General features: G+C 52.1%; 27 protein-coding genes. 1 reads left to right on the top strand and 26 read right to left on the bottom strand.

What is annotated here, in order from left to right; all coding sequences use genetic code 11:
* Positions 1 to 206: 206 nt before the first annotated feature.
* The 5 genes from EVJ33_RS12195 to EVJ33_RS12175 all read right to left on the bottom strand — a co-directional run bounded on the left by EVJ33_RS12195 (position 207) and on the right by EVJ33_RS12175 (position 5,859).
* Positions 207 to 800: a hypothetical protein gene (locus EVJ33_RS12195; protein WP_236634614.1), complete on the bottom strand. Its 594-nt coding sequence runs from the start codon at positions 798 to 800 to the stop codon at positions 207 to 209.
* A complete protein-coding gene (locus EVJ33_RS12190; RefSeq protein ID WP_131437489.1) occupies positions 772 to 1,674 on the bottom strand; it encodes a deoxyribonuclease IV in 903 nt (300 codons plus the stop codon). Before EVJ33_RS12190 ends, EVJ33_RS12195 begins: the two co-directional genes overlap by 29 nt.
* A gap of 81 nt (positions 1,675 to 1,755) precedes the next feature.
* Positions 1,756 to 3,108, bottom strand: a complete 1,353-nt coding sequence (locus EVJ33_RS12185; protein ID WP_330857571.1) for a DEAD/DEAH box helicase — start codon at positions 3,106 to 3,108, stop codon at positions 1,756 to 1,758.
* A gap of 52 nt (positions 3,109 to 3,160) precedes the next feature.
* Complete coding sequence (locus EVJ33_RS12180) at positions 3,161 to 4,099, bottom strand: sugar ABC transporter substrate-binding protein (protein ID WP_131437485.1); 939 nt, start codon at positions 4,097 to 4,099, stop codon at positions 3,161 to 3,163.
* The gene (locus EVJ33_RS12175; RefSeq protein ID WP_131437483.1) at positions 4,096 to 5,859 is read right to left on the bottom strand and encodes a sensor histidine kinase; all 1,764 of its coding nucleotides are present in this window, start codon (positions 5,857 to 5,859) and stop codon (positions 4,096 to 4,098) included. Before EVJ33_RS12175 ends, EVJ33_RS12180 begins: the two co-directional genes overlap by 4 nt.
* 120 nt (positions 5,860 to 5,979) lie before the next feature.
* Between EVJ33_RS12175 and EVJ33_RS12170 the strand changes: the two genes are divergently transcribed.
* Positions 5,980 to 6,933: a 4-hydroxy-3-methylbut-2-enyl diphosphate reductase gene (locus tag EVJ33_RS12170; RefSeq protein WP_131437481.1), complete on the top strand. Its 954-nt coding sequence runs from the start codon at positions 5,980 to 5,982 to the stop codon at positions 6,931 to 6,933.
* A 45-nt stretch (positions 6,934 to 6,978) separates the two neighbouring features.
* Here EVJ33_RS12170 and EVJ33_RS12165 read toward each other — a convergent pair whose 3' ends face one another.
* The 21 genes from EVJ33_RS12165 to deoC all read right to left on the bottom strand — a co-directional run bounded on the left by EVJ33_RS12165 (position 6,979) and on the right by deoC (position 26,328).
* Positions 6,979 to 8,091, bottom strand: coding sequence for a Nif3-like dinuclear metal center hexameric protein (locus EVJ33_RS12165; protein ID WP_131437479.1), 1,113 nt, complete (start codon positions 8,089 to 8,091; stop codon positions 6,979 to 6,981).
* Positions 8,091 to 8,807 carry a tRNA (adenine(22)-N(1))-methyltransferase gene (locus tag EVJ33_RS12160; protein WP_131437477.1) on the bottom strand — a complete coding sequence of 239 codons (717 nt, stop codon included), beginning with the start codon at positions 8,805 to 8,807 and terminating at the stop codon, positions 8,091 to 8,093. Before EVJ33_RS12160 ends, EVJ33_RS12165 begins: the two co-directional genes overlap by 1 nt.
* Before the next feature lie 96 nt (positions 8,808 to 8,903).
* Positions 8,904 to 9,242, bottom strand: a complete 339-nt coding sequence (gene cccA / locus EVJ33_RS12155) for a cytochrome c550 (protein ID WP_131437476.1) — start codon at positions 9,240 to 9,242, stop codon at positions 8,904 to 8,906.
* Positions 9,243 to 9,374: 132 nt separating this feature from the next.
* Positions 9,375 to 10,469 carry an RNA polymerase sigma factor RpoD gene (gene rpoD / locus EVJ33_RS12150; RefSeq protein ID WP_114166127.1) on the bottom strand — a complete coding sequence of 365 codons (1,095 nt, stop codon included), beginning with the start codon at positions 10,467 to 10,469 and terminating at the stop codon, positions 9,375 to 9,377.
* A 35-nt stretch (positions 10,470 to 10,504) separates the two neighbouring features.
* Positions 10,505 to 12,325, bottom strand: a complete 1,821-nt coding sequence (gene dnaG, locus EVJ33_RS12145; protein ID WP_236634613.1) for a DNA primase — start codon at positions 12,323 to 12,325, stop codon at positions 10,505 to 10,507.
* A gap of 107 nt (positions 12,326 to 12,432) precedes the next feature.
* Entirely contained in the window at positions 12,433 to 13,281 is an 849-nt protein-coding gene (locus EVJ33_RS12140; RefSeq protein ID WP_131437473.1) for a pyruvate, water dikinase regulatory protein, read from the bottom strand.
* Positions 13,268 to 13,897 (bottom strand): transcriptional regulator CcpN, encoded by a 630-nt coding sequence (ccpN, locus tag EVJ33_RS12135; RefSeq protein ID WP_034778102.1) that lies wholly within the window; start codon positions 13,895 to 13,897, stop codon positions 13,268 to 13,270. Before ccpN ends, EVJ33_RS12140 begins: the two co-directional genes overlap by 14 nt.
* Before the next feature lie 21 nt (positions 13,898 to 13,918).
* Positions 13,919 to 15,973, bottom strand: coding sequence for a glycine--tRNA ligase subunit beta (gene glyS, locus EVJ33_RS12130; RefSeq protein WP_131437471.1), 2,055 nt, complete (start codon positions 15,971 to 15,973; stop codon positions 13,919 to 13,921).
* Complete coding sequence (glyQ, locus tag EVJ33_RS12125) at positions 15,966 to 16,859, bottom strand: glycine--tRNA ligase subunit alpha (RefSeq protein ID WP_370447070.1); 894 nt, start codon at positions 16,857 to 16,859, stop codon at positions 15,966 to 15,968. Before glyQ ends, glyS begins: the two co-directional genes overlap by 8 nt.
* Before the next feature lie 287 nt (positions 16,860 to 17,146).
* Complete coding sequence (gene recO, locus EVJ33_RS12120) at positions 17,147 to 17,896, bottom strand: DNA repair protein RecO (RefSeq protein WP_131437469.1); 750 nt, start codon at positions 17,894 to 17,896, stop codon at positions 17,147 to 17,149.
* 3 nt (positions 17,897 to 17,899) lie between these two features.
* On the bottom strand, positions 17,900 to 18,808 hold the full coding sequence (gene era / locus EVJ33_RS12115) for a GTPase Era (protein WP_131437467.1): 909 nt from the start codon (positions 18,806 to 18,808) through the stop codon (positions 17,900 to 17,902).
* A gap of 35 nt (positions 18,809 to 18,843) precedes the next feature.
* Positions 18,844 to 19,194 carry a diacylglycerol kinase family protein gene (locus EVJ33_RS12110; RefSeq protein WP_131437465.1) on the bottom strand — a complete coding sequence of 117 codons (351 nt, stop codon included), beginning with the start codon at positions 19,192 to 19,194 and terminating at the stop codon, positions 18,844 to 18,846.
* Positions 19,191 to 19,667 carry an rRNA maturation RNase YbeY gene (ybeY, locus tag EVJ33_RS12105; RefSeq protein WP_131437463.1) on the bottom strand — a complete coding sequence of 159 codons (477 nt, stop codon included), beginning with the start codon at positions 19,665 to 19,667 and terminating at the stop codon, positions 19,191 to 19,193. The genes EVJ33_RS12110 and ybeY overlap by 4 nt, the downstream gene beginning before the upstream one ends.
* Positions 19,645 to 21,726, bottom strand: coding sequence for an HD family phosphohydrolase (locus tag EVJ33_RS12100; protein WP_131437461.1), 2,082 nt, complete (start codon positions 21,724 to 21,726; stop codon positions 19,645 to 19,647). Before EVJ33_RS12100 ends, ybeY begins: the two co-directional genes overlap by 23 nt.
* Before the next feature lie 18 nt (positions 21,727 to 21,744).
* Positions 21,745 to 22,701 carry a PhoH family protein gene (locus EVJ33_RS12095; RefSeq protein WP_131437498.1) on the bottom strand — a complete coding sequence of 319 codons (957 nt, stop codon included), beginning with the start codon at positions 22,699 to 22,701 and terminating at the stop codon, positions 21,745 to 21,747.
* Positions 22,702 to 22,835: 134 nt separating this feature from the next.
* On the bottom strand, positions 22,836 to 23,276 hold the full coding sequence (locus EVJ33_RS12090) for a hypothetical protein (RefSeq protein WP_131437459.1): 441 nt from the start codon (positions 23,274 to 23,276) through the stop codon (positions 22,836 to 22,838).
* Between the two features lie 5 nt (positions 23,277 to 23,281).
* On the bottom strand, positions 23,282 to 24,262 hold the full coding sequence (gene floA / locus EVJ33_RS12085) for a flotillin-like protein FloA (RefSeq protein WP_131437457.1): 981 nt from the start codon (positions 24,260 to 24,262) through the stop codon (positions 23,282 to 23,284).
* Entirely contained in the window at positions 24,259 to 24,771 is a 513-nt protein-coding gene (locus EVJ33_RS12080; protein ID WP_131437454.1) for an NfeD family protein, read from the bottom strand. The genes floA and EVJ33_RS12080 overlap by 4 nt, the downstream gene beginning before the upstream one ends.
* Before the next feature lie 136 nt (positions 24,772 to 24,907).
* A complete protein-coding gene (locus EVJ33_RS12075; RefSeq protein WP_021065683.1) occupies positions 24,908 to 25,357 on the bottom strand; it encodes a GatB/YqeY domain-containing protein in 450 nt (149 codons plus the stop codon).
* A gap of 33 nt (positions 25,358 to 25,390) precedes the next feature.
* Positions 25,391 to 25,585 (bottom strand): 30S ribosomal protein S21, encoded by a 195-nt coding sequence (gene rpsU / locus EVJ33_RS12070; protein WP_029334745.1) that lies wholly within the window; start codon positions 25,583 to 25,585, stop codon positions 25,391 to 25,393.
* A gap of 77 nt (positions 25,586 to 25,662) precedes the next feature.
* On the bottom strand, positions 25,663 to 26,328 hold the full coding sequence (gene deoC / locus EVJ33_RS12065; protein ID WP_021065682.1) for a deoxyribose-phosphate aldolase: 666 nt from the start codon (positions 26,326 to 26,328) through the stop codon (positions 25,663 to 25,665).
* Between the last annotated feature and the right edge of the window lie 89 nt (positions 26,329 to 26,417).

The raw sequence follows: 26,417 nt of genomic DNA, 5'->3' as shown, positions 1-26,417 counted from the left end.
CGAGAGGCCACCCAGGGGCGGCCTCTCACGGCGCTCATCCGACGGCGCCGGAGACTCCTGAGGGATCAGCGAGCGGAGGGAGACCCAGCAGCGACAACGTCGCGATGCGGCTCCCTGCTCGCCCCTAGGAAAGCGGAGGCGCCAAGAGGATGAGCGAAAACATTCTGTTAGTCAACAATCTGAGAAGCCCTCGGGCTTCTTTTTTTCTATAGATTGTAATGTCTCGCTTTATGACACGTCGGGCAGAGCCACGTACCGCTCCCTGCCTCGAGATGATACTCCATCAGACGAACCCCGATTTGACCGTAGCGGCTTAAATCATCTCGACAATCCATACAGACGGTCGTCGGGGCAAGCCGATTCGTCGCTTGCTCTTCGGCGAGATGGGTCGCAAACGTTTCTCTCGTCCATTTACGCGAGGGCACCCGGTAACCTTGCTCCCATTTGGTACGGATGACGGCGTCCGTATCTTCCTCATACATACCTGATTGAAGCAACGGATGATGGAAATCAAGGCCGATCACATCGACGAGGCTATACGCCTTCACCACTGGTCCCGCTTCCGTTCGCCAATAACGGTCAGCCGGGCGCTCGGTCATCTCAACGAGCATCACTTCGACTTCGGCCACGATCCCGTATCCAGTGATTTCTATCCAAGCTGTCCCCTCATCGTGCCGACCTTCCACGTAAAAAGGGCTCATTTCTTGATAATATGTCGGAAGCGCGGACCAGACGTCGTAGTCGTTCGGATTGATTCGGATGATGCTCATGTCACTGGTGCGCGAGCATGAACTGTTCACGCCATTCGGCATCGAATCGGTTCGCCCGGAACATCTCGATCTCTTGCTTGTACGGTGCGACTTTCGTCTTCTCACTGATCGGGATATATGGCGTCTCTAAAATCTTCGGCAAGTGGGTGAACGCCTCATGGTGGATGATCCGGTTCAACGTGTCGAAGCCGATTTCCCCGTAGCCGATATTCTCGTGACGGTCTTTCTTCGCACCGCGCACGTTCTTCGAGTCGTTGACGTGGATGACACCGAGACGGTCCAGTCCGACGATTTGGTCGAACTGCTCGATGACACCATCCAAATCGCCGACGAGGTCGTAGCCTGCGTCATGGACGTGACACGTGTCGAAGCAGACCGACAACCTGTCATTATGTGTCACCCCGTCGATAATGGTTGCGAGTTCTTCGAACGTCTTTCCGAGCTCGCTGCCTTTTCCGGCCATCGTCTCGAGTGCGATTTTGACGGTTTCGTCACCCGTGAGCACTTCATTTAAGCCTTCGATGATGCGAGCGAGTCCAACGTCTTCACCTGCTCCGACATGCGCGCCGGGATGAAGGACGACGTGACGTGCGACTTGCAGCGCCTCGGCCCGTTTAATCTCGGCAGCCAAAAACGAGACGGCGAGTTCGAACGTCTCCAGTTTCGTCGTGTTTCCTAAGTTGATGATATACGGGGCATGGACGACGATCTCGTCGATGTCGTGCGCTGCCATGTGGACAAGCGCCGCCTCAATGTTCAAATCCTCGATCGGTTTGCGCCGCGTGTTTTGAGGCGCACCCGTATACACCATCATCGTGTTGGCGCCGTATGAGACAGCTTCTTCACTGCCTGCGAGCAACATCTTCTTACCGGATACAGAAACGTGGGAACCAATTTTTAACATAGTCATTTCTCCTTCATTCTCATCTGTCCTTAGTGTACACAAAAAGAAGAATCGACTCCACGAAGTCGATTCTTCTTTTATTTAGCGTCGGTTCTTTTTACGAACTTCGCGACGTTCCTTACGTTGGCTCTGCATATGCTCACGTGAGGCCGTCTCTTTCAATTTATACTTGAACTTCTTCTTGTAACCAGGTTTGACCTTTTTCTTCGCCTTCTTGATTTCGCCCGCCATCCGGCTGTGCGCCGTTTGCGAAACTTTCATCTTCCGGTCGGTTGTGCGGCGTTTGCGTGTCTTGATCTCTTGAAGCGATCCGTTTTTCAAATCGACATGTTTGAACGTGAAGCCACGCTCTTCGAGTCGATTGATTGGACCGTTCTCGTGATCTTCATACAACGTGTACGCTTCACCAGTCTCCCCAGCGCGGCCAGTACGGCCGACACGGTGCGTATAGAAGTCGAGGTCTTTCGGAATCCCGAAGTTGATGATGTGCGACACACCTTTAATATCGATGCCGCGCGCCGCCAAGTCGGTGGCAATCACGAACTGATATTTCGCGTCGTTGATGTCTTTAATCGCTTGCTTCCGACGACGGGCCTGCATGTCGCCATGAAGCGTGCCGACGTTAAGTCCAGCCTCGCGGAACGACGTCTCCAACTCATCCGCATCTTGTTTCGTGTTCGTGAACACGAGACAGACGAACGGGTTGATCGCTTTTGCGATGTCGACCGTCAATGCTTTACGGTCACGGTGACGGACCGGGATGACGTGGTGTTTGATTTTTGGTACGACACGGTGCTCTTCACTCGCTTCCGCGTAGCGCGGGTCATGCAAATATTTCTTCAAGAACGGCTGTAACTTCTCAGGGATTGTCGCTGAAAAGACCATTGTTTGAAGTTTCTCTGGCAATGCCTGTGCGATGCGGTCGACTTCAGGCAAGAAACCCATGTCGAGCATTTGGTCGGCTTCGTCGACGACGAAGTGTGTGACTTTGTGCGGGAATAACGCTTGGACTTTCATCAAGTCGAGTAGACGACCCGGTGTCCCGATGATCAGTTGTGGTGGGTTTTTCATCTTGTCGATTTGTCGTTCCCGGTCAGTTCCTCCGACAATCAGACTTGTTTTAATGTAGTCCGGCTGTTTGACGAGGAGTGTTTTCAACTCTTCGTGAATCTGCCAAGCGAGTTCGCGCGTCGGTGCGACGACGATGGCTTGGACCGATTCTTCTTTCGGATCGATCGCTTCTAAAATAGGTAAGAGGAACGCAAGCGTCTTCCCCGTCCCGGTTTGTGATTTCCCAATGATATCGCGGCCATTCATCGCAGCCGGAATAATCCGGGCCTGAATGTCCGTCGGTACTGTGATGCGCTTTTCTGTCAAGGCATCGACGATAAACGGTAACAATTTGAACTGTTGGAAGCTGTTCAATCGATACACCTCCTGTTTCTTTCCACTTTTCCTAGCATAGCGGAATCTAATCATTTGTCAATTAATCTTTTGTGAGCCCTTCGTACAAATAGCTCGAAGAATAGTAGTGTGACGCAATTTTCTTGCCGTTCAAATGATGTTCGAGCGCCTTGAATCCGACCTCGATCATCTCGTTTGGTGATTGGACAACGGTCGCATCCACTTTCCCACTATCGATGAGCGGATAAATGCCTGTCACACCATCGACCGATACGAGCGTTTTGTCGCTAAGACCATGGCTTTCAAGGGCGCGTACGACACCGAACGTATTGTCATCATTGTGGGAAAAGACGGCATCGAACGGAATCTCCGCATCGAGCCAACGTGACATCTCGATTTCGGCTTGGAACGTATCGTAATTACCGGTAATCGAAGCGACGACTTGCAGGTTGTCATGGGCTTTATCATATTCCGTCAACCCGAGACTCCGGTCAATCGTCGAGCGAACTTTGGCGGTCCCTCTCACTTCGACGACACGAATCGGCCGTTCGAGGCCGGCGTGTTGGGCTGCGATATGGTTCGCTGCCATCCGACCGATCTCGACGTTATCGGACATGACCGATGTCACGACGCTCTCATGGTCGATCATCCGGTCGATGGCGATGATCGGGATCCCTTCCCGTTCGGCCCGTTCGAGTGATGAGCGGATAAACGATTCATCAAGCGTCGTCACGAAAATTGCTTCGACCCCGCGGTCAATCAACGCATCTAATTTTTCTTTCTCGAGGACACGGGAATCCTCACTCGACGTCGGGACAGGGATGAACCCTTTTTGATTCGCTGTCCGAACGAACGCGGCCAACAGTTTATTGGCATGCTCATGTTTTTCACTGACGAACACGAAACCGACCTCATTGTTATCTCTCGTCCGTTCCGGTAATTGAATGGATGTGATCAATAGAATCGACAGCGCCCAGACGATTGGCAGCCAAAGCCAGTAATGTTTGAACCCTTTCGTCATGGATGCGACCGCCTTGGGATTTTAATCATCATGGCCGTACCTTCTCCTTCAACACTTTCAATTTCCATGTGGCCGTTCACGGCTTTCAAATATTCCCGAATCATATAGAGCCCTAAGCCATTGCCGTTCTCTTTCGTTGTATAAAACGCGGATCCGACCGACTTGACTTGGGCGTCTGTCATTCCAACCCCATTGTCTTCAATCAAGAAGCGATAGTCTCGCTCCGTAAATTGAATCGTGACGGTTACACTCCCGTCGACACCTTTCGCATCGACGGCCTCGACCGCGTTTTTAAACAAGTTATAGATGATTTGGACGAGCATGTCGTTCGAACAATAAAACGGCGGCATGTCGTTCGGTACATTCAATTCCCAGTTCGTGACCCGCTTATAACATTCGGCATCGAGCAGGAATTCGAGGCGTTTCGCAAACTCGGACATGTCGAGCCACTCTTCTTGTAACTTCGCCTGGTCGGGCTTCGCGAGCGTGAGCATCGTCGTGATCAAATGATTGGCCCGGTCGAGCTCTGAGAGCGCGAGATCGAGCATGTCACTGCTGCTATGGCCTTCTTTCACCATCTGCAGCGTGATTTGAACCGGGGTGAGCGGATTTCGAATCTCATGGGCAATCCCGGCAGCGAGCTGTCCGAGCGAAGCGAGTTTCTCGTGTTGGAGCAACAGTTGCTGCTGACTGAGCTGTTCGCGTCGGACCGTCTCCATACGGCGCGAGTAATCGTTGTACGTATCGAGCAACGTCTCGACTTCTTTTGAACCGGTCCGTTCGAGTTGAATCGGTTCAAGCGACTGTTGTTGCTTAATGCTATGAACGAGTTCAAGTAGCGGGCTCGTCAGCGTCTTCGACAACAGCAGGCCGACTAGTATACTCAAAAAGAATGTGACGAGCGTGATCATCAAATATTGCCAACGCGTCGCATACACGGCTTCGTAGACGGAATCGGTACTATGCTTCGCGAGGACGCTCCATCCGTTGACACGAGCATCCGGCTCATACATGAGGACATCGTCTTTCGTACTGAACACTGTACGTACATCGTAGTTGTCCGTCGCTTCGATAATAGACCGTGACAAGCGTCGTTCTGCGTCCGTGACGAGATTGAACGATGTCGACAATACATCGCCCCGTTCATTCAACAAGTAAAGAATCATATCATCATTCGCCGATTCGAGCATTCGACGATATACATCTGAGTTGAGCACGCTGATACTGCCGCCGAACATCCCGATCATCCGGTTTTCTTCTAGCACCGGCACGTATAAATACGTCCCGATATCACCTGAGATTGAGATTGGATGACTCATAAACAAGTCGCTCCTGCCACCGGTTAGCACTTCTTTAAATTTTGGATCGCTCTTGAGTGTCGCTGCTGGTACTTGGCGCTGTGAGTACCATGTGAATCCATCATCTTCTAAATCATAGTAAAAAATCGATGTGAAGCTCGTCCGCTGGTTCAAATACCCGCTGCGAATCCGCTCTTCGATATATGGCTCATTCCCGACGTAAGCACCGAGGTAGACCAAGTCTTCGTATAATTTACCGAGCCGCGTCTCCAGGTTTTCAATACTCCCGTCAATCGCGTAGTCGAATTGTTCTTTCGCCAAATCTTCCGCACGGGACACCGTCACGCGGTCGGCAGAAAAGGCTAATGAAGAGATGACAAGTCCTAATATAATGAAGATAATGAAAGTAATCTGAAAGAAGTACGATTTACGAACTTCAAGCAATGTTCTGAGGCGATCCACGATGTCCCTCCTTTCTAACCTTAAAATTATAGCATGAATACACGCAATTCTTTTCGTATTTTCGAAACAATGTTAGACTAATACGTATGAAAGCATCGCGAAAGGGGCGTTTCTTACAAAATGAAAGTTAAAAAAATTAGTCCGCGCGGATATTGCTACGGCGTCGTCGATGCCATGAAGCTCGCCAATGAAGCCGTGGCCAACCCAGATTTACCGCGTCCTATCCATATACTCGGCATGATCGTTCATAACCGTCATGTCACGCAAGCGTTTGAAGATCTCGGCGTCAAGACAGTCGACGGCGAGGATCGAATGAAAGCTCTTGAGACAATCGATCGTGGAACGGTCGTCTTTACCGCCCACGGCATCTCACCGCTCGTGCGTAAACGCGCCATCGAGAAAGGCTTGACGATTGTCGACGCCTCGTGCCCAGATGTTTTGGTCACACACGACTTGATTCGCGAAAAGACGGCTGACGGTTATGAAGTCATTTATATCGGGAAACACGGTCACCCAGAACCGGAAGGTGCGATGGGTGTCTCTCCTGGAAAAGTCCATCTCGTCCAATATGAGCGTGATTTTGAAGCGCTCCCAGCCCATCTGTATGAGACAAAAATTCTCGTCACGAACCAGACGACGATGAGCCAATGGGACGTCTCTGCCTTGATTGAAATGATTCAAGAGCGTTATCCTCACGTCGAAGTGCATAATGAAATCTGTAACGCGACCCAAGTTCGGCAAGAAGCTGTCGCTGAACAAGCTGGTGACTGTGAACTATTGATCGTTGTAGGTGACCCAAAGTCAAACAACTCGAACCGTTTGGCCCAAGTCTCTAAAGAGATTGCCGGGACGAACGCCTATCGCATCGGTGACTTGAGTGAGCTCGATCTCGCTTGGCTTAAAGACGTTGAAACGGTCGCCGTCACGTCCGGTGCGTCAACGCCAACGCCAATCACAAAGAAAGTCATCGACTTCTTGACACAATATGACCCGCTCGATTTGAGCACGCACGATAAGACGCCATATCTTGAGCTTCGCAGCATTCTGCCGAAAGTGAAGGCGCTCCGTAAATGACATGAACCCCCGTCCTCTCTCATGAAGGCGGGGGTTTTCGTTTAATCAATAGAAACGGAATGGGTTCGTGTCAGCTTCCGACACGAACAATTCGACATCAAGCTTCGCCCGGTCACACTTCTCACGCATCACATCGACGACGCCTTGCTTCATCACGCTCTCCACGTGGTGACCTGGGTCGATGACAGAAAGTCCGAGCGCCATCGCGTCGTGGGCCACATGGAAATACAAGTCGCCCGTCACATAGACATCGGCGCCCTTGAAGTGGACAGCTGATACATATTTATTCCCGTCCCCGCCGAGGACGGCCACTTTCTCAATCATTTGGTTCGGATCGCCGACGACCCGGACGGCCTCGACGGCAAAGCTTGCCTTGACGTGTTCTGAGAACGCCGCGAGTGTGAGTGGCACCTCGAGACGGCCGATGCGACCGAGACCGAACACTCGTCCCTCGATGTCGTCATGAATCAAATCGTAGGCGACTTCTTCGTATGGATGGGCGTCCGTCATCGCCTTGAGCACGCGTTTCTTTTGGCTCTCCATGACGATCGTCTCGATTTTCACTTCCTCGACCCGTTCCGTCTTACCGTGCTGACCGAGGTATGGGTCAGACCCGGCAAGCGGCGTGAATTGCCCTTCTCCTGAGACGGTGAACTGACAATCCCCATAATCCCCGAGCCGTCCGGCGCCGGCCCGGCCGAGTGCTTCCGAGACGACGGTCCGATGGGTCCTCGGGACGAAGACAGACAGTTTATACACCGGCTCTTCATACGTCGGGATGAGCACTGTCGGGTCGACTAACCCAAGCGCCTGACTCATCCAATCGTTGACCCCGCCCTGACAGACGTCAAGGTTCGTATGGGCGACATAGACGGCGATGTCATGCCGGATACATTTCATGACGATTCGGCCAGCGGCACTGCGGTCGTTCACTTGCGCGAGCGCGTTAAAGATGGGAGGGTGGTGGGCGATGATCAAATCGACGTCCCGCTCGATCGCCTCGTCGACGACCGATTCGAGCACGTCGAGCGTCACCATGACCCGATGTACCGGTTTGTTCAACGTCCCGATCTGAAGACCGATCTTATCGCCTTCGACCGCAAGATGTTTCGGGGCAAACTCTTCAAACAATTGAATGACATGGTTTCCGTTCGCCATTAGTTGCTCACCTCTCTCATTTTGTCGCGCAACGTCTTGAACTCCTCCTGTTTGCGGATGAGCGCCTCGGTTTGGGCACCGGCGGCCATCTGACCGAGCACGTAATCGAGCTTGTCCGCCTCTCGGCCCCATTTCAACTTGAACGCCTCTGGACGCGTCTTGAGCAAATACGGTCCGAACATGAGCTGCCATACTCGTTCTGGCTCATCCATGCTGTAGCAGGTTTCCGTACCACGCTCTCCGACGAGAATCTCATATACTTTATCGTTCTCCTCGACAATCGATTCAGCGACTAGGACGAACCCTGCGTCGAGCAACCATTCGCGGACATGCTGACCATCCACGTTCGGCTGGAGCACGAGTCGCTCGACTGCCCCTAATTTGTTACGTCCGCTCTCTAAGATGGAACGAATCAAACTTCCGCCCATCCCACAGATTGAAATGCACGTCGCCTCATCTTCTTCGAGAACGGCGAGCCCATCACCAAGACGGACGTCGATATTTTCGGTCGCCCCAATCAGCTCGACTTGAGCCTTGGCCGCTTCCATCGGTCCGCGGTTCACTTCGCCGGCGATGGCGCGATCGACGATTCCTTGTTGTACGAGATAGCACGGCACATAAGCGTGATCGGATCCGATGTCTGCCACTACGCTACCTTTCGGGATGAAATCGACGACTTGTTTCAGTCGGCGGTCTAACGTCACTTGTTCTTGCATAGGGACAACTCCTTTTCTACTTCTTCACTATTAGGGTAACGAATATTTATAGCCAGGACAATAAAAAACGTACCCCAGAAGGAGTACGTTTCACCCTTATTGTTCGAGCAACCAAGTCGCGAGTACGTCTGCTTCTTCAGCAGTCGCGAGACCGGCTGGCATTGAACCTTTACCGTTGACGATGATGTTTGTGATTTCTTCCGCTGATAAACGTTCGCCGACGCCTGTCAATGCAGGACCAACACCGCCTTCAAGATTTCCACCGTGGCAACCTGTGCAGCCTTTCGCCGCGTACAAGTCTTCCGGGTTCATCTCGGTGACCGCCGGACCTTCAGCAGCCTGTTGCGCTTGGTTCACGCCAAAATACGATAATGAGACCATGGCAATGATTGCGACGATTGCGATCGCTGCAAACGGTAACAATGGATTACGCATTGTATTTCCCCCTCATGTTCATTCCAAATTTCTACCCATCACTATTTTACTCAAAAAATAATAAAGAAGGAAGGAAAATCACTCATTTTCCTTCCTTTCTTCTAAAACTTCACATTTTATTCAAAAACACAATCAATCAAGGAAGTCTTTCAAGCGTTTCGAACGGCTCGGGTGACGGAGTTTCCGAAGCGCTTTCGCCTCGATTTGACGAATCCGTTCACGGGTAACACCGAATACTTTCCCAACCTCTTCGAGTGTGCGCGTCCGTCCGTCATCGAGACCGAAACGAAGACGGAGCACGTTCTCTTCACGATCAGTGAGTGTGTCGAGTACGTCTTCGAGCTGTTCTTTGAGAAGCTCGTAAGCGGCAGCATCTTGTGGTGCCATCGCATCTTGATCTTCGATGAAATCGCCGAGGTGTGAATCATCCTCTTCCCCGATTGGTGTCTCAAGCGACACCGGTTCTTGGGCGATTTTCAAGATTTCACGTACTTTCTCAGGCGTGAGTTCCATCTCTTTGGCAATCTCTTCGGGCGACGGTTCGCGCCCGAGGTCTTGCAACAATTGACGTTGGACACGAATCAACTTGTTGATGGTCTCGACCATATGGACCGGAATCCGAATCGTCCGGGCTTGGTCGGCGATGGCACGGGTGATTGCTTGACGAATCCACCACGTGGCGTACGTCGAGAACTTGAACCCTTTCATGTAGTCGAACTTCTCGACTGCTTTGATCAGTCCCATGTTTCCTTCCTGAATCAAGTCAAGGAAAAGCATACCACGGCCGACATAACGTTTCGCGATCGAGACGACGAGACGGAGGTTGGCTTCAGCAAGACGTTTTTTCGCCTCTTCGTCCCCTTGCTCAATCCGTTTCGCGAGCTCGGTCTCGTCTTTTGCACTGAGAAGATCGACACGGCCGATCTCTTTCAAGTACATCCGGACCGGGTCGTTGATTTTAATACCTGGTGGGACGGACAAGTCGTTCAAATCGACTTCTTCGTCCTCTTTTTTAGTTGGTGTCTCTTCGGCATCGGCCGCATCCTCTGTGACACGGATATCTTTACCTTCTAAATCCTCAATAAAGTTATCAATAAAGTCTGAGTCTACCTCGAAATGGCTGAGGCGGTCTTGAATCGCTTGCATGGATACGACGCCTTTTTTCTTACCTAATTTCTCAAGTTCGTCTATGGCGTTAAATAAATCCTCTTTTTTCTTCTCTGCCATCTAGCAGTTCAACTCCTTCCAAACTTCCTTCACGTTCATCGTTCACGAAGACGACGACTCCGGGTAATCAATTCTTGTAACTTGGATGCCTGGTCTATTATACTTTCGGCATCTTGTCCGATTTCCCTTTTCGCCCGTTCGATTTGACGCTGTTCCTCATAACTGTTTATGACCTTAATATACTCATCTAAAACCTCTTCGGTCAGTTCGTCCGGTGCGGACATGAGTCGAATCTCGGCATACCGATTCGCATAGTCCGGACGTTGGTCACAGTAACGTTCCATGAACGGTGGGGCGACTTGTTCGAACTCCTCTTGCGTCATGTCCTCGGAGACAATCTCATAGAGCGCCGTCGCTAACATACGATGCACTTCGTCCTGATAGGCCAAACCGAGCCGATCCCGGACGAACCGCACCCGCTCCGGACCGCTCAGCATAGCTCTTAACAATAGTTTTTCGGCCTTGACGTAACGCGGTTCATTGGCCTTCGAAGAACGCCGCCGAACCGGTTCAGCTTCCGGCACTCGTTGAGCTGTGACTACTTTCGGTCCTGTCGAGGGCATCCGTGACAACAACGTCTCGACAGGGATTTCAAATTCATCGGCCAGCTTCTTCACATATAAATCACGGCGAATCGAATTGTCCGTTTTACTGATTTCCACAAGCATAGATTCAATAAATCGAATCCGTTCTCCTTCTCGATTCATGTTTTTCCCGCGCCGTAGCGTCCGGTTCATGAAATCAAGGACGGATAAACGTTCCGATTCGACGAGTTTCTGCCACTGTTCCGCCCCGTTCGTCCGAATATAATCGTCCGGGTCGGTTTTCTCAGGTAACATCAGCACTTGGACATCGAGCGGGTAGCCTTCGAGCAAGCGGACGACTTTCATCGTCGCTTCCTGCCCGGCCGTATCCCCGTCATAACAGATGATGACTTCTTCGACCATGCGTGCCAATGCACGGGCATGTTGCGTCGAAAACGCCGTCCCTAGCGAGGCGACAACTTCCTTCGTCCCGGCCTGGGCGACTTGTAGAACATCGACGTTCCCTTCCACGAGCACGACCCGTTTCTGCTTTCGCATCGTGGCCCGTGCCTGTGAAAAACCGAATAAGAGCTCGCTCTTATTAAACAAGGGTGTATCCGCTGTGTTGACGTACTTTGGCTGTCGCTCATCAATCGCCCGTCCGCTAAATCCGACGATGGTGCCGTCTCGATCCGCAATCGGAAAGACGACTCTGCCTTCAAACCGGTCATAATATTCACCGGCTCTTGACTTAGAAATCAATCCCGCCTCCACCATGACTTCGAGGTCGAACCCTCTTCGTTCCAAGGAATCAACGGTAAACCGACGATGATCGGGCGCATAACCGATCTTATAGTGACCGATTGTCGTCTCCTGTAAACCGCGCGCTTGCAAATACGTCAATCCGACTTCGCCCGCTTCGGTCTTCATCAATACTTCATGGTACAAGTCCGCCACGACACGGTGGGCGTCGCGCATCTGTTTACGAATGACTTGGTCCCGTGACAACTCCTCGTCGCCAGACACACCACCCTCGATGGCGATGTTCGCCCGTGTGGCGAGACGCTCAATCGTCTCAGGGAACGACAAACCTTCCGTCTCCATGACGAACGTAAATACGTTCCCGCCGGCTCCGCATCCAAAACAATGGTACATCCCTTTTTCTGGGGACACGGAGAACGATGGGCTGTTCTCCGAGTGGAACGGACAGAGACCGACGAGGCGATGGCCTTGCTTCTTCAATTCAACTCGTTCACTGATTAAATCAACGATATCTGTGGCTTGTTTCACTTCCGCAATGACTTCATCCGGTATCCGCGGCAACTCGACCACTCCCTATCCAAACTCGCAACGAAACGGAACGCTCACCACGTTCCGTTTCACTGTAATGTCAGTACTCTATTATACCGTTAACGCAAGGCGATTACTAATCCGAGTACTCAGTCGTCTTTTGATTGCTCGAGCATCCGTAAAATGATACCCGCCGTCTCTTCGACAGCCTTGTTCGTGACGTCGATGACCTCGCAACCGATTCGTTCGTAGATCCCACGGGCATATTCGAGTTCGCGGTTGATGCGTTCGAGTTGAGCGTAGTCGGCCTCAGGCTTCAATCCGAGTGACTTTAACCGCTCCATCCGAATCGAAATCAACTTATCCGGCGAGATAATCAATCCGACGCACTTGTCAGGCGGCAAATCGAACAGTTCTTCCGGTGGGCGTGATTCCGGCACGAGCGGGACGTTGGCGACTTTGTAACGCTTCAACGCCAAATATTGAGAGAGTGGTGTCTTCGACGTCCGTGATACACCGACGAGGACGATGTCAGCTTTTTTCAAACCACGCGGGTCACGTCCGTCATCATACTTGACCGCGAACTCCATCGCTTCGATTTTTCGGAAATAATCTTCATCCAGACGATAGATGAGTCCCGGTTTCTCGCGCGGACTTTCTCCGAGTTGACCGGCGAGGACATCGAGTAAATCTCCGAGTAAATCGACCGTCTTCACACCTTGCTCCCGTCCAAGCTGGACGAGGAGGGCCCGATGCTCTTCGTTGACCAACGTAAAGGCGATGACGGCACCTTGAGCACGGGCTTGCGTCACGACATCGTGAATCGTCTGCTCATCTTCCACGAACGGGATTCTAAGCGTATCGATCGCATTTTCGTGGAATTGGATGCTCGCAGCCCGGACGACGAGCTCACACGTCTCACCGACCGAATCGCTCACGACAAATACGAGTTGTTTTTGTGTCAGTGTCAAACCAGATTCCTCCTCAGAACGACTCATCGTTGGCGAGTGCGATCAATACTTTTGTCATGTTCGTCTTCGTCATGCGACCGAGTACAATCAGCTTGCCGTCTTTCTCTTCGACGACCGGCATGGCATCGATTTGTTTCTCAATCAACTTCATACCAGCTCGAATCAACGTCTCACTCTTTTCGCACACCGTGATGTTCGGCATTCGCGTCATGATGACGTTGACCGGCAATTGATCAAGGTCTTGATTGCCGATGGCGGCGCGAAGTAAATCCTTACGGGACAAGACACCGACGAGTTCGTTATCCTTGCCGACGACGAAAAGCGAACCGACATCTTCTAAAAACAAGGTCACGACGGCATCATACACCGTCATCTCATCACTGACGACTTTCGCGGATGACATGAAGTCACCGACCGTCAATGAATCCAGTTTTTCCCGAAGTAAGGATGAGTTTCGTTTGCCGACGAACGTATAGCCGACACGTGGCCGGGCTTCTAGTATTCCAGTCATTGTCAAGATGGCAAGATCCGGGCGGAGCGTGGCACGAGTGAGCGACAGTTCTTGCGCAATCTGCTCACCCGTAATCGGTCCGTTGACCCTGACGATCTCAACGATTTTCTGTTGGCGTTCATTCAGCTGCATAGCCAACCCCCTCAAGTTTGGTCAGAGTACGAGCGCGCTAAAGTCAGCGACGCTCTCGATTGTCGTGGCAAGTCGTTTCATCTCGCGCAGACGGTTCTCGCGAATCGCTTCAACGTCGCTCATGACCATTGTATTTTCAAAATAGGCGCTAATCGGTTGTTCAAGTACACGTAATGACGCGATCGCTTGATGGTAATCCCCTGACTCAACCGCTCGCTCCGTCTCCGGCAACGTCGTTTCGATGGCGGCATGGAGCTCTTTCTCTTCTGTGTTTTCGAACAAAGTCGAATCAACAGCTCCGGCCTCGCCTTTCTTGGCGATATTGACGACACGCGTCAACTGCTCGATGAGTAGTTTCGCATCATTCGTGAGCATCGCTTGAACCGCATCCGCCCGAGCATCGAGCCGATCGATGGCGAGTTCCGTCGTCAACACGGCGTCGATGACGTCATAACGGACTTGTCGCTCTTGAAGACGATACTTCAGGCGAAGCATGAAGAAGTCTTTCAGTTGCGCTTTGACTTGTTCTTTATCGGCATCATAAAGTCCTGCCTGAAGTTGCGAATCGACAACTTGTGACAGTAAGTTGTCGAGCGGGAGCACAATCTTCCAGTCTGCAAGAATTTGGACGACACCTTGGGCTTGACGACGAAGCGCAAACGGGTCTTGTGAACCGCTCGGAATCATGCCGATTCCGAAGAACGCAGCAATCGAATCCAACTTATCAGCGAGTGCGAGCACCGCACCCGTCGGCGTCGCCGGCGAGGCGTCACCAGCAAAGCGCGGCATATAGTGCTCACGGATCGCCGCAGCGACTTCCTTGTCTTCACCTTGTTGGAGCGCATACTTCTCACCCATTACGCCTTGAAGTTCTGTGAACTCGTACACCATTTGACTGACGAGGTCGAACTTATGGATGGCACCGGCACGCGCCACTTTGGCTGCATCCGCATTGAACAATGGCGCAAGCGTACCCGCGAGCTGTTCGACGCGACGGACCTTATCCCCGGTTGTTCCTAACTTCTCGTGGAACACGATGCGATCGAGCCGGACGAGCTGGTCGTCAATCTTCGTCTTTTGATCTTCCTCATAAAAGAAGACAGCGTCTGCCAAGCGGGCCCGGATGACCTTTTCGTTCCCTTTAGCCACGTTTTGAAGGTGTTCGGCATTCCCGTTACGTACCGTCACGAAATAGTTTTTAAGCGTTTCACCGATATAGACCGGGAAATAACGCTGATGCTCTTTCATCGTCGTGATCAACACTTCTTCTGGAAGGTCGAGATAGCTCGCCTCGAATTCCCCGAACAGTGCTGTCGGCCATTCGACGAGGTTCGTCACTTCTTCGAGCAACGAGGCGTCGAGCGGGACCGTCCAGCCTTGTTCCGAAACCAATTCCGCGATTTGATGTTCGATGCGCCCTTTCCGGTCTTCGTACGAGGCGACGACAAATTCGCGTTCGAGCGTCTCGGCGTAGGCGGTTGCTTCTGTGATGACGACGTCACCCTTACTCAAGAAACGGTGACCACGTGTCACATTCCCCGTCTTCACGCCTTCGATCTCGAAGTCGACTTGCTCTGAACCGAACAACGCGACGAGCCAGCGAATCGGACGCATGTAACGCAGGCTGCTCGTGCCCCACTTCATGTTTTTGGGGAATGTCATCCCGCGGACAACATCTTCAAGTGCCGGGAGCAACGTACTCGTCGGTTGACCTGATTCATGACGGTCTGCGAACACGTACTCGACACCTTTTTCTTCCGCGAAGTACAAGTCGTCGACCGAGAGGCCGCGGCCACGGGCAAAGCCGGCGGCTGCTTTCGACCAGTTTCCTTCAGCGTCTTGAGCGATTTTTTTCGCCGGTCCGCGAAGCGTCTCCGTCAAGTCTTGTTGCTTCTCTTCGACATCTTTGACAAGAACGGCGAGACGGCGCGGTGTTGAGTAGACGGTCACTGTCCCGAACTGGACACGGGCGTCCGTCAAGAAGGCGGTCACACGCTCTGCCAATTGTTTCTCTGAACGAAGGACGTATTGCGCTGGTAATTCTTCAAGTCCGATTTCTAGTAAAAGATCACGCATCAAGGGCACCTGCTTTCTGTTGATTCAAAAGTGGGAAACCGAGACGTTCCCGCTCTTCGATAAATTTGGCAGCACACGCACGGGACATGTTGCGAACGCGTTGAATGAAACCAGTCCGTTCCGTCACCGAGATGGCGCCTTTCGCATCGAGAAGGTTGAACGTATGCGAACATTTAAGGATATAGTCATACGCCGGGAAGACGAGGTTTTCGTCGAGGGCACGCTTCGCTTCTTTTTCATACGTATCGAACAACGTGAACAGCATGTCGACGTCCGAGAGCTCGAACGTATATTTAGAATGTTCGAATTCCGGCTGATAGAAGATATCGCCATACTTGAATCCGTCAGTCCAGACGAGGTCGAACACGCTCTCGACTTCTTGGATGTATGAGGCGAGACGTTCGAGACCGTACGTGATCTCGACGGCGATCGGGTCACACTCGATCCCGCCGACTTGTTGGAAATACGTGAACTGGGTGATTTCCATCCCGTTCAACCATACTTCCCAGCCAAGACCGGCCGCACCGAACGTCGGGTTTTCCCAGTTGTCTTCGACGAAACGGATGTCGTGTTCGAGCGGGTTGATCCCGATCAACTCTAAACTTTCTAAGTAAAGCTCTTGGATATTGCTCGGTGATGGCTTCATGATGACTTGGAACTGATGATGCTGATAGAGACGGTTCGGGTTTTCACCGTACCGGCCATCCGCCGGACGACGTGACGGCTCTGTGTAACAGACGTTCCATGGCTCTGGTCCGAGACTCCGTAAGAACGTCATCGGGTTCATCGTACCGGCCCCTTTCTCCACGTCATACGCTTGCATCGTCAAGCAGCCTTTCGACGCCCAAAAGTTTTGCAACGTCAAAATAATTTCTTGCACGGTCATGTGCTTCATATGTGACACCTCCAAAAGTATTGAAACGACAAAAAACGCCCCTATGTGCCATGCACATAGGGACGGGATTACCCGCGGTTCCACCCTACTTGCCTCGAGATGAGGCCACTCTTTGGATTGTGGGCGCTCCGGAATTGCCATTCACTTTCACCTGGCGTTCGGCTTCCACCTTCCCGAACTCGCTGTACCCATGGCGTAAAAGTTACTCGTTTCCTTCATTGCGCACGCTATTTCATTTGTCTAATCGTAGATTATGGTATCGAATCTTGTCGAAAAAGTCAATCCTCGTTCAAGTAAAGTCGCTGCATTTGGTCGAGGACACGTTTCGTCTTCAGCCGCAAGCCGCTGTACGATTCCATATAAGCATCGAACACCTGTCTGAGCAATATGCGCGTCTCTTTCGTGAGCGGGACGTTACTAAATTCGGACAGTTCGTGCCGGCTCATCAAATAGAGCAGTTTCGCCAGACGTTCGCTCATACGGGCCGACCCTTCTTCATGGTGACGCGAGCACAGGAAGCCGCCGGCCGACACCGAAAAGTACATCGGGTCGGTCACGTCGTTGCAACGGATGCACCCCGTCAAGACGGGAGCGACACCGAGCAGGTGTAAAATCCGCAGTTCAAAGTAGTGTGTGATCACATCGGGGTCCATTCCTGCGTTGAGCGCCTGTAAGGCATCATTTAAAATCCGATAGAGCGGCCGGTTCGGCATGCGATCCTCGACGGTGCGGTCAACGAGTTCGAGCCAATACATGGCATACGCCATGCGTTCGACGTCTTTCCGAATTTCAGGATAGGACGTAATCACATCCGACGACTTCAGTTGACCGAGGCCACGGCTCGCCGGGAAAATATAGACCGCCTCGACGAACGGCTGGCTCGAAGCATGTAGGCGGCTGCCCGGCTTTTTCGCCCCACGCGCCATGACGGCGACTTTTCCGAGTTCTTCGGTGAACAACGTGACGACTTTGTTCGACTCCCCGTAATTGACCGTCCGAATGACGATTCCCGTGACCTTCTGCAACATGGCTTAATACTCGTCGTCGCGGAAACCGAGGTCACGAAGTTGACCCATCTTGTTCCGCCAGTCTTTTTGCACTTTCACCCATAGGTTCAAATACACTTTCGTCCCGAGGAGCGCCTCGATATCATGACGTGCCTCGGTCCCAATCTCGCGGAGCATCGCACCTTTCTTGCCGATCACAATCCCTTTTTGTGAATCACGTTCGACCATGATCACAGCCTCGACATCAATCATTTCCGAGTTCTCTCGTTTCTTGATTGACTCGATGGCGACGGCGATCGAGTGTGGCACTTCATCGCGCGTCTTATGGAGCACTTTCTCCCGAATCAATTCAGAGATGATGAAACGTTCCGGGTGATCGGTCACTTGATCGGCCGGATAGTACATCGGTCCTTCCGGAAGCAATTGTTTAATTTCTTTAAGGAGTGGCTCGACATTATTGCCTTGAAGTGCCGAAATCGGGACGTATGCCGCGAAATCGAGTTGTTTCGTGTACTGTTCGATCACAGCCGGAATCTCGTCCGGATGAATCAAGTCGATTTTGTTCATGACGAGAATGATTGGCGTATCGAGCCCTTTCAACTTCTCAATGATGAACTCATCGCCGGCGCCGCGGGGTTCCGTAACGTTAACCATGAAGAGGATCGCGTCAACTTCACGGAGTGCGTTCGTCGCGACTTTCATCATGAAATCGCCGAGACGGTGTTTCGGCTTATGAATCCCCGGCGTGTCGATAAAGATGATTTGTGAATCATCAGTCGTATACACACCTTGGACCTTGTTGCGCGTCGTCTGCGGCTTGTCTGACATGATGGCAATCTTTTGTCCGATGACACGATTCAAGAACGTCGATTTCCCGACGTTCGGACGACCGATGATGGACACAAAACCTGATTTAAAATCTTCTTGATACATAGTGCACCTGCTTTCTAAATTTCCAATACGTTCAATCATATAACGAATTTGTCGATTATATAAGGGCCAAAAATGAATAGTGCCGTGATGGCGGCCCCGATCGCTGCGACAAGGACCGATCCGGCCGCGACGTCTTTCGCTTGCTTCGCGAGCGGGTGAGTGTCTGTCGTGACGAGGTCGACCGTGCGTTCGACAGCCGTGTTCATCAACTCGAGCGCGATGACGAGCACGACCCAGCCGAACAGAATCAAGTTCTCGAGTTTCGTCGTCGGGAGCCACCAAGCAAACACGACGACCAGTAACGTCGACATGAGATGAATCAGCATGTTGCGTTCGGTTCGGACGGCGTGCACGATGCCGTGCACGGCGAACCAGAACGGTTTCACACTTCGCCTCGTTTCAGCTCGAAATGAGCGAGCACTTGCTCTTGGCGTGCCGTCATTTCCGCCTCTTCCTCAGGCGTCATATGGTCGTAGCCGAGGAGGTGCAAAAAGCCATGGATGGCCAAAAAGCCAAGTTCCCGTTCGAACGAGTGACCGTAGTCTGCCGCCTGTTCACGGCAACGTTCGACGGAAATCAGCAAATCGCCGAGGAGACGCGGCTCATCTTCATCGAGCATAAAGTCCATCTCTTCTTCGCCCATCTCATCGAAGGCAAAACTGATCACATCGGTCGGGGCGTCTTTTCCGCGCCATTCTCGGTTGATTTCTTGAATCTCATCGTTTGTCAAAAATGTGACCGATAGCTCGCTCGGTTCTTCAACGTCTTCTTCGAGCGCCGCATGCACTAAAATAGATTCGACGAGTTCGACTTGAGCATCTGTCAACAATCCTTGCTCATCGTTCGAAATGATTTGCATGTAATTCGCCTTCTTTCTTCAATTCTGGGTACTCAATCCGTTCATGGAACAGTCCGGTCAACGTCTCACACGCACTCTCCCCGACGCGCCATACTTCTTTCGTCGTCAAATCACAATCTTCGAATTGTCCATCTTGCAACTTGTCGCGGATGATCGCACTGACGAGCTGACGGATTCGTTCCGGCGTCGGCTGTTTCTGCGACCGCACCGCCGCTTCGATTGAATCGACAATCATGACGACTGCAGCCTCGCGCGTCTGCGGTTTCGGTCCCGGGTAGCGGAAACGCGACTCGGTGACGTCCCGCGACTCCTTCGCTTTCACGTAAAAGAACTTCAGGAGCGATGTTCCGTGATGTTGTTCAGCGATATCAATAATCTCTTTCGGTAACTTGTAGCGACGCAACAAGTCGGCGCCGTCATACGGGTGCGCCATGATGATGTCGGCCGATTCTTCCGGTGTGAGCCGGTCGTGCGGGTTGATCCCGGTCTGTTGGTTCTCGATGAAATGGAGCGGGCGCTCGGTCTTGCCGAGGTCGTGATAATAACTCGCGACCCGAGCGAGCAGTCCATCGGCCCCGATCGCCTCACACGCCGACTCGGCCAGGTTGGCGACCATCATGCTGTGATGATACGTCCCAGGCGCCTCCATCAACAACTTGCGCAGAAGTGGATGCGTCGGGCTCATCAGTTCAATCAGACGACCCGAAGACAAGACGCCGAACCAAGGCTCAAGAAACGGCAGGAAGCCGAACGTGAGCACGATCGAGAGCAGGGCGCTCGTGATCGCGAAACCTGACAAATACGCGACCATCTCCCACGTCACTAGCGTGTTGCGCAAGAACAAGAGCGCGAGCACCATGATGATATTAATGATTCCAAGCAGGATCCCCGATAAGAACAGCCGTTTTCGCTGAATCTTCGGTTCGACGAGGAAGACGGCCAAGAAACTACCCGTCGCAAAATAAACGACCGTCATAAAGCTTGTGTTTTGGCCAAAGCTCGCCACGATCGATCCGGCGACCATCGTGATGAGGGCTGAGGCGAGCGCGACCCGTTCATCGACGAGGATGCGGAGCAACAGGACGACGAACGCTGTCGGTGCGAGGACGTAGGCGTACGTCGTGAACTCGATGCCGATATAACCGACACCGAAAAAGATGCCTAGCTGAAGCAATAACAACCCGTACACGGTAATCAATATTTTGGGACGAAGCAATATCTGTTGAATTTTTGACCGGATGAGCATGAAGAGGAATCCGACCGTCAACAGTCCACTCAGTAAGTAGGCCCCGAACAACGGCGCGAACGAACGGTTCGGGTCAATCGCACCGGTCAACTCGAGCTTACGATAAATTTCACGCGTCACGACTTCCCCTTGATTAACGAGCAATTGCCCTTCTTGGATGATGACCGGTTCGACTGCGTCGAGCGCTTCCTGTTCTTTTTCACGCGTCGCCTCTGAGTCGAACACGTAGTTCGGGACGATCAATTGATCGCTCAGACTATTGGCGATAGCACGAAACTCAAGCGAGAGTGGTGATTGATCAACGAGCGTCTCGGCCCGGTCTCTCGCTTCCGAGATCGACTGTGAGCTCGTCTCGATTCGATTGCCCATCACTTCTTGGAGAGCCGTCACGGTGACATCTTCGACCGTCCGACGCGTGTTCTCAGACGCCTCGAGAAGCAAGTTCAACTCATCGTCACCAAGAAATCCGTTCACCTCGGTCGAGTTCAATCGGTTCTTTATATCCGCGAGCTCAGTATCCTCTTCTGTCACTTCGAACGCCGCGAACAGTTGCTCGACTTTGGCGATCTGTTGATCGGCGAACTCGCGCCGGAGTGAAAATTGACTTCCGACGCCATTGACGGCATCTTGCTGCAATCGTTCCGTCGCCGTCCGGTCCTCGATCGTGATGGGCGAGCGAATATCCTGTTCGGCAATCCCGAGCGGTTCGACGCTAATAATCGATGGGCGCACTGTAAAATAGAGAATCGCGCCTAGAATGAGAAAAAAGAGGACGGAGATCGTCGCGACCGTCCAATGACGTGCTTGCTGCATCAGTGCCCCCCCTTTTTGTTATGTGAGTTCAGTACTATAGGCGTTGATGATTTTCTTAACGAGCGGATGTCGAACGACATCCGACGACGTGAAGTGTTCGAAATGAATCCCATCGACTCGTTCGAGTAAATGTAACGCCTCTTGAAGCCCTGACGCCTTTCCTTTCGGTAAATCGACTTGGGTCAAATCGCCGGTGACGACCATTTTCGAGCCGAAGCCGAGTCGCGTCAGAAACATCTTCATCTGCTCTTTCGTCGTGTTTTGCGCCTCGTCTAAGATGACGAACGCATCTTCGAGCGTGCGTCCTCGCATGTAGGCAAGCGGGGCCACTTCGATTGTGCCTCGTTCGAGCAAGCGATTCGTCTGTTCAACGCCATAGACGTCGAACAAGGCGTCGTAGAGCGGACGTAAGTACGGGTCGACTTTCTCTTTCAAGTCCCCTGGCAAGAAACCCAGGTTCTCCCCAGCTTCAACGGCCGGACGTGTCAAGATGATGCGTTTGACTTGTCCTTCCTTCAACGCTCGCGCCGCCAAGACGACGGCCAAATATGTCTTCCCGGTCCCGGCCGGTCCGATTCCGAAGACGAGATCGCGTTTTTCGATGGCACGGACATAGCGGCTCTGTCCGACCGTTTTCGCCCGAATCGGTTTCCCTTTGTTCGTCGTGAAGACGACTCGTTCATAGTGTTCAAGCAATTCATCGCCTTTGCCGACCTTGATATGTTGAATCACGCTGATGGCATCGCTCTCGTTCAAGCGTGCCCCTTTCTTGACGAGCTGCTGTAACGTCTTGATGACGGTCTTTGTCAGTTCGAGTGTGTCGGCGGTATCGGCCTGAATGATCAATTCTTCTCCACGAGGAGTGAGTGCGACCGCGAGTTCTGCTTCGATGGCGTGAAACACTTCGTCCTTCGGTCCGAGGAGCGCCTGCGCTTCGTTCGCATGTTCCATGACGAACGGAATCTTATCAGTCATTATCAATGGTAGTTTCTCCTCCCCATCAGTAGATTGTTCCTTCTTTACTTTAGCACTATCAAGCCGTTCGTGAAAGAAAGACCGTCCGTTTCGACCACAAAAAGAAGCAGTGACTCGATGTCACTGCTTCAAACTTAGCGTCGGCGTTTCGATACCGGCGGTTGTAAAATTTCACTCCACACGACCGCTTGTCGAACTTGCTTCATCGACATGCGTGGTTGTGATTGCGGCCGCGACTCGGCCGCCTCCGAAATCGGTGGGATTTTAACCGTCTGTTCGAACTGCGCGCTCACATGCGGCAACTCTTCACGTCGGCGCGACGGCTGGGATTCCCTTGATTCAGCCGGGGCGGCGACCCGGCGACGCAGTTTTTGCGGTGCCGGTTTTTCCTTGCCGTCTCGCGGCTCATCAAACGTCGCTTCGACTTCTTTCATCATGTCACCGACCGTATCGAGATAGCGCTTCAAATCTGTGCTCGGCGGCCGTTCTCCAGTAGATGATGATTTCTCCATCCGCTTCATGACCGCCGAAGCGATCCCGAAAGCGGCAAGGAGTAGTACCCAAAGTCCATCCATCCCGGTCACTCTTTGTCAGATTCGACTGGGTGACCGATCGCTTTGCGCATTTCTGTATCGGCTTGGACGTTCAAGTAGTTGACGTAGTCCATGACCCCGAGCTTACCGTGTCGAAGGGCATCGGCCATCGCGAGCGGGACTTCCGCCTCGGCCGCGACAACTTTCGCGCGCATCTCTTCGACCGATGATTTCATCTCTTGCTCACGGGCAATCGCCATCGCGCGGCGTTCTTCCGCTTTCGCTTGTGCGATTTTCTTATCAGCCTCGGCTTGGTCGGTCTGAAGGACCGCCCCGATGTTTTTACCGATATCGATGTCTGCGATATCGATCGAGAGAATCTCGAACGCCGTTCCTGAATCGAGACCTTTCGTCAATACGGTACGTGAAATCATATCCGGGTTCTCCAAGACGTGCTTATGGTTGTGCTGCGAACCGATCGTCGAGACGACCCCTTCACCGACACGGGCGATAATCGTCTCTTCCCCAGCACCCCCGACGAGGCGGTCGATGTTGGCACGGACCGTGATCCGGGCTTTCGCTTTCACTTCAATCCCGTCCATGGCCACACCTGCGATGAACGGTGTTTCGATAACTTTCGGGTTGACGGACATTTGCACAGCCTCTAACACGTTACGGCCCGCGAGATCAATCGCTGCAGCCCGTTCGAATGACAACTCGATATCTGCACGATGCGCCGCAATCAAGGCGTTGACGACACGGTCGACATTACCGCCGGCCAAAAAGTGACTTTCGAGTTGGTTCGTGTTCAAGCCGATGCCGGCTTTGACCGCTTTGATGAGCGGGTTCACGATTTTAGACGGGACGACGCGACGGAGTCGCATCCCGACCAATGTGAAAATCGAGACGTGGACGCCAGCTGCGAACGAGCTGATCCACAGCCCGACCGGTACGAATGTGAAGAATACGGCGAGTGCAATCAATCCTCCACCCGAGATGAGTAACGTGGTCAATAGTTCTGGTGTCATTCTGTTACATCCTCCTTCGGCTCTATAAAGCTACGGACGACAACGCGTCCCGAATCGACTTTATACACCTGAATTTTCGTTTGTGAATCGAGATAGCTACCTTCTGTCACGACATCAATCCGTTCTCCATCAATCTCAGCGGTACCCGCTGGGCGAAGCGGCGTCAACGTGACCCCGACTTTCCCGAGTAACTGTTTGCGGTCATCGTGAGACAAATACCCTTTGTCTGTGGACGTCGAATCGGTCAAAATCAACCCTTTATACATGAGCGAACGATTGGACTGTAGGCGACGATATGCCCAAAATCCGAGTCCAGCGACGATGGCCGTAGCTAAGCCGAGTGACAACCATAGTTGCCCGATCGTGGCACCCGCCATGATTAAGCTGGCGACGACCGCCCCAATCCCTAGCACGCCGAACAATCCGAAACCGGCAACGAACACTTCAATTCCTAGAAGGACGATCCCGACAAAAAATACTGTCAGAATCACTCCGAGACCAAATGTCATCGTATTGCAACCCCCTTCCGAGTTCACAAGCTACCTCTTATCTCTAGTGTATACGAAACAAGTTTGCTTGTGGTTTCAGAATACGCAAAAAAAGACAGAAACTTTTGGTTTGACCCAAAAGCTCCTGTCTCTTTCATTAATTCGTCAATTGTTGTTTGACAATGCGGTTCACAAGACCACCGTCTGCCTTGCCTTTAACTTGAGGCATGACGACGCCCATCACCTTACCCATATCTGACGGGCCTGTGGCATTCGTTTGAGCAATAGCTGCTTTCACGATCGCCGTGACTTCATCTTCAGAAAGTTGTTCAGGCATATAGGCCTCTAGTACGACAATCTCGTCAGCTACTTTAGATGCAAGGTCTTCACGACCAGCGCTTTCGAATTCTCGGAGGGAGTCTCTGCGCTGTTTCATCTCTCGGTTGAGCACCGTGAGTTCCTCTTCCTCAGTAAGATCTTGTCGACCAAATTTGATGGCCTCATTTTGGAGCGACGCTTTGACCATTCGGATCGTCGTGAGACGATCTTTCTGTTTTGCGCGCATGGCTTGCTTCATGTCGTCCGTCAAGCGTTCTTGAAGACTCATGAGCTAACACCCTCTCTACAAATGAAACTGAAATTAGAATTTCTTACGCTTACGCGCAGCTTCTGATTTCAATTTGCGTTTTACGCTTGGCTTTTCGTAGTGACGACGTTTGCGAACTTCGGCAAGAGTGCCATCTTTCGAAACACCGCGTTTGAAACGACGAAGAGCGTCTTCAAGCGATTCGTTTTTACGGACACGAGTTTCCACTAGTTTTCCCTCCCTCCGAATTACACGACTAAGGAAACGTGTTTCACACGTCATAACATATTATAGTGAAAGTAAGTCGTGCGGTCAACTACTAGTTATTAATAGTCGCTATCTGAGCGTCCGCCAGTGACGATGGCGATTCCAGCTGATGCGCCGATGCGCGTCGCGCCGGCATCGATCATCGCTTGTGCGCCTTCGAAATCACGTACGCCACCTGAAGCTTTGACGCCAAGATCTGGTCCGACCGTCTCACGCATGAGGCGGATATCTTCTACTGTCGCGCCGCCTGTTGAGAAGCCCGTCGACGTTTTCACGAAGTCTGCGCCTGCTTTGACTGAAAGCTCAGCCGCTTTTTTGATTTCTTCTTTTGTGAGCAGGCATGTCTCAAAGATGACTTTGACGAGTGTCCCGTTTGCCGCTTCGACGACAGCGCGGATGTCGCGTTCGACGAGGTCGAAGTCGCCGTCTTTCATGGCGCCGATATTGATCACCATATCGATTTCGCCTGCACCGTTCGCAATCGCGTCTTTTGTTTCAAACGCCTTTACTTCTGGCGTGTTGGCTCCGAGCGGGAAGCCGATGACCGTACATACTTTGACGTCGTCATCTGATTTGAGTTGTTCCGCCGCGTATTTCACCCAAGTCGGGTTGACACAGACGCTTGCGAATTTATACTCGAGCGCCTCGGCACAAAGTTTTGTAACTTGGTCTTTTGTTGTTTCTGCTTTTAAAGCTGTGTGGTCGATATAGCGTGCTAATTCCATCTTAAAATTCCTCCTTTGATGTATCGGTCTGACATATAGGTCTGACATCTAACATATTATCATGTTTTTTTGAAATGTAACAGCTTTCA

Source organism: Exiguobacterium sp. SL-10 (assembly GCF_004337025.1).
Lineage (GTDB): Bacteria > Bacillota > Bacilli > Exiguobacteriales > Exiguobacteriaceae > Exiguobacterium.
This window is presented reverse-complemented; position numbering and strand designations above follow the sequence as displayed.

Excerpts from the sequence above, each read along its gene's own strand:
- EVJ33_RS12190 (WP_131437489.1), bottom strand. The coding sequence starts at position 1,674 with ATGTTAAAAATTGGTTCCCACGTTTCTGTATCCGGTAAGAAGATGTTG.
- EVJ33_RS12180 (WP_131437485.1), bottom strand. The coding sequence starts at position 4,099 with ATGACGAAAGGGTTCAAACATTACTGGCTTTGGCTGCCAATCGTCTGG.
- EVJ33_RS12170 (WP_131437481.1), top strand. The coding sequence starts at position 5,980 with ATGAAAGTTAAAAAAATTAGTCCGCGCGGATATTGCTACGGCGTCGTC.
- EVJ33_RS12165 (WP_131437479.1), bottom strand. The coding sequence starts at position 8,091 with ATGGCGAACGGAAACCATGTCATTCAATTGTTTGAAGAGTTTGCCCCG.
- EVJ33_RS12160 (WP_131437477.1), bottom strand. The coding sequence starts at position 8,807 with ATGCAAGAACAAGTGACGTTAGACCGCCGACTGAAACAAGTCGTCGAT.
- cccA (WP_131437476.1), bottom strand. The coding sequence starts at position 9,242 with ATGCGTAATCCATTGTTACCGTTTGCAGCGATCGCAATCGTCGCAATC.
- rpoD (WP_114166127.1), bottom strand. The coding sequence starts at position 10,469 with ATGGCAGAGAAGAAAAAAGAGGATTTATTTAACGCCATAGACGAACTT.
- EVJ33_RS12140 (WP_131437473.1), bottom strand. The coding sequence starts at position 13,281 with ATGAGTCGTTCTGAGGAGGAATCTGGTTTGACACTGACACAAAAACAA.
- ccpN (WP_034778102.1), bottom strand. The coding sequence starts at position 13,897 with ATGCAGCTGAATGAACGCCAACAGAAAATCGTTGAGATCGTCAGGGTC.
- glyS (WP_131437471.1), bottom strand. The coding sequence starts at position 15,973 with ATGCGTGATCTTTTACTAGAAATCGGACTTGAAGAATTACCAGCGCAA.
- glyQ (WP_370447070.1), bottom strand. The coding sequence starts at position 16,859 with ATGACCGTGCAAGAAATTATTTTGACGTTGCAAAACTTTTGGGCGTCG.
- recO (WP_131437469.1), bottom strand. The coding sequence starts at position 17,896 with ATGTTGCAGAAGGTCACGGGAATCGTCATTCGGACGGTCAATTACGGG.
- era (WP_131437467.1), bottom strand. The coding sequence starts at position 18,808 with ATGTATCAAGAAGATTTTAAATCAGGTTTTGTGTCCATCATCGGTCGT.
- ybeY (WP_131437463.1), bottom strand. The coding sequence starts at position 19,667 with ATGCAAATCATTTCGAACGATGAGCAAGGATTGTTGACAGATGCTCAA.
- EVJ33_RS12100 (WP_131437461.1), bottom strand. The coding sequence starts at position 21,726 with ATGCAGCAAGCACGTCATTGGACGGTCGCGACGATCTCCGTCCTCTTT.
- EVJ33_RS12095 (WP_131437498.1), bottom strand. The coding sequence starts at position 22,701 with ATGACTGATAAGATTCCGTTCGTCATGGAACATGCGAACGAAGCGCAG.
- EVJ33_RS12090 (WP_131437459.1), bottom strand. The coding sequence starts at position 23,276 with ATGGATGGACTTTGGGTACTACTCCTTGCCGCTTTCGGGATCGCTTCG.
- floA (WP_131437457.1), bottom strand. The coding sequence starts at position 24,262 with ATGACACCAGAACTATTGACCACGTTACTCATCTCGGGTGGAGGATTG.
- EVJ33_RS12080 (WP_131437454.1), bottom strand. The coding sequence starts at position 24,771 with ATGACATTTGGTCTCGGAGTGATTCTGACAGTATTTTTTGTCGGGATC.
- EVJ33_RS12075 (WP_021065683.1), bottom strand. The coding sequence starts at position 25,357 with ATGAGTCTTCAAGAACGCTTGACGGACGACATGAAGCAAGCCATGCGC.
- deoC (WP_021065682.1), bottom strand. The coding sequence starts at position 26,328 with ATGGAATTAGCACGCTATATCGACCACACAGCTTTAAAAGCAGAAACA.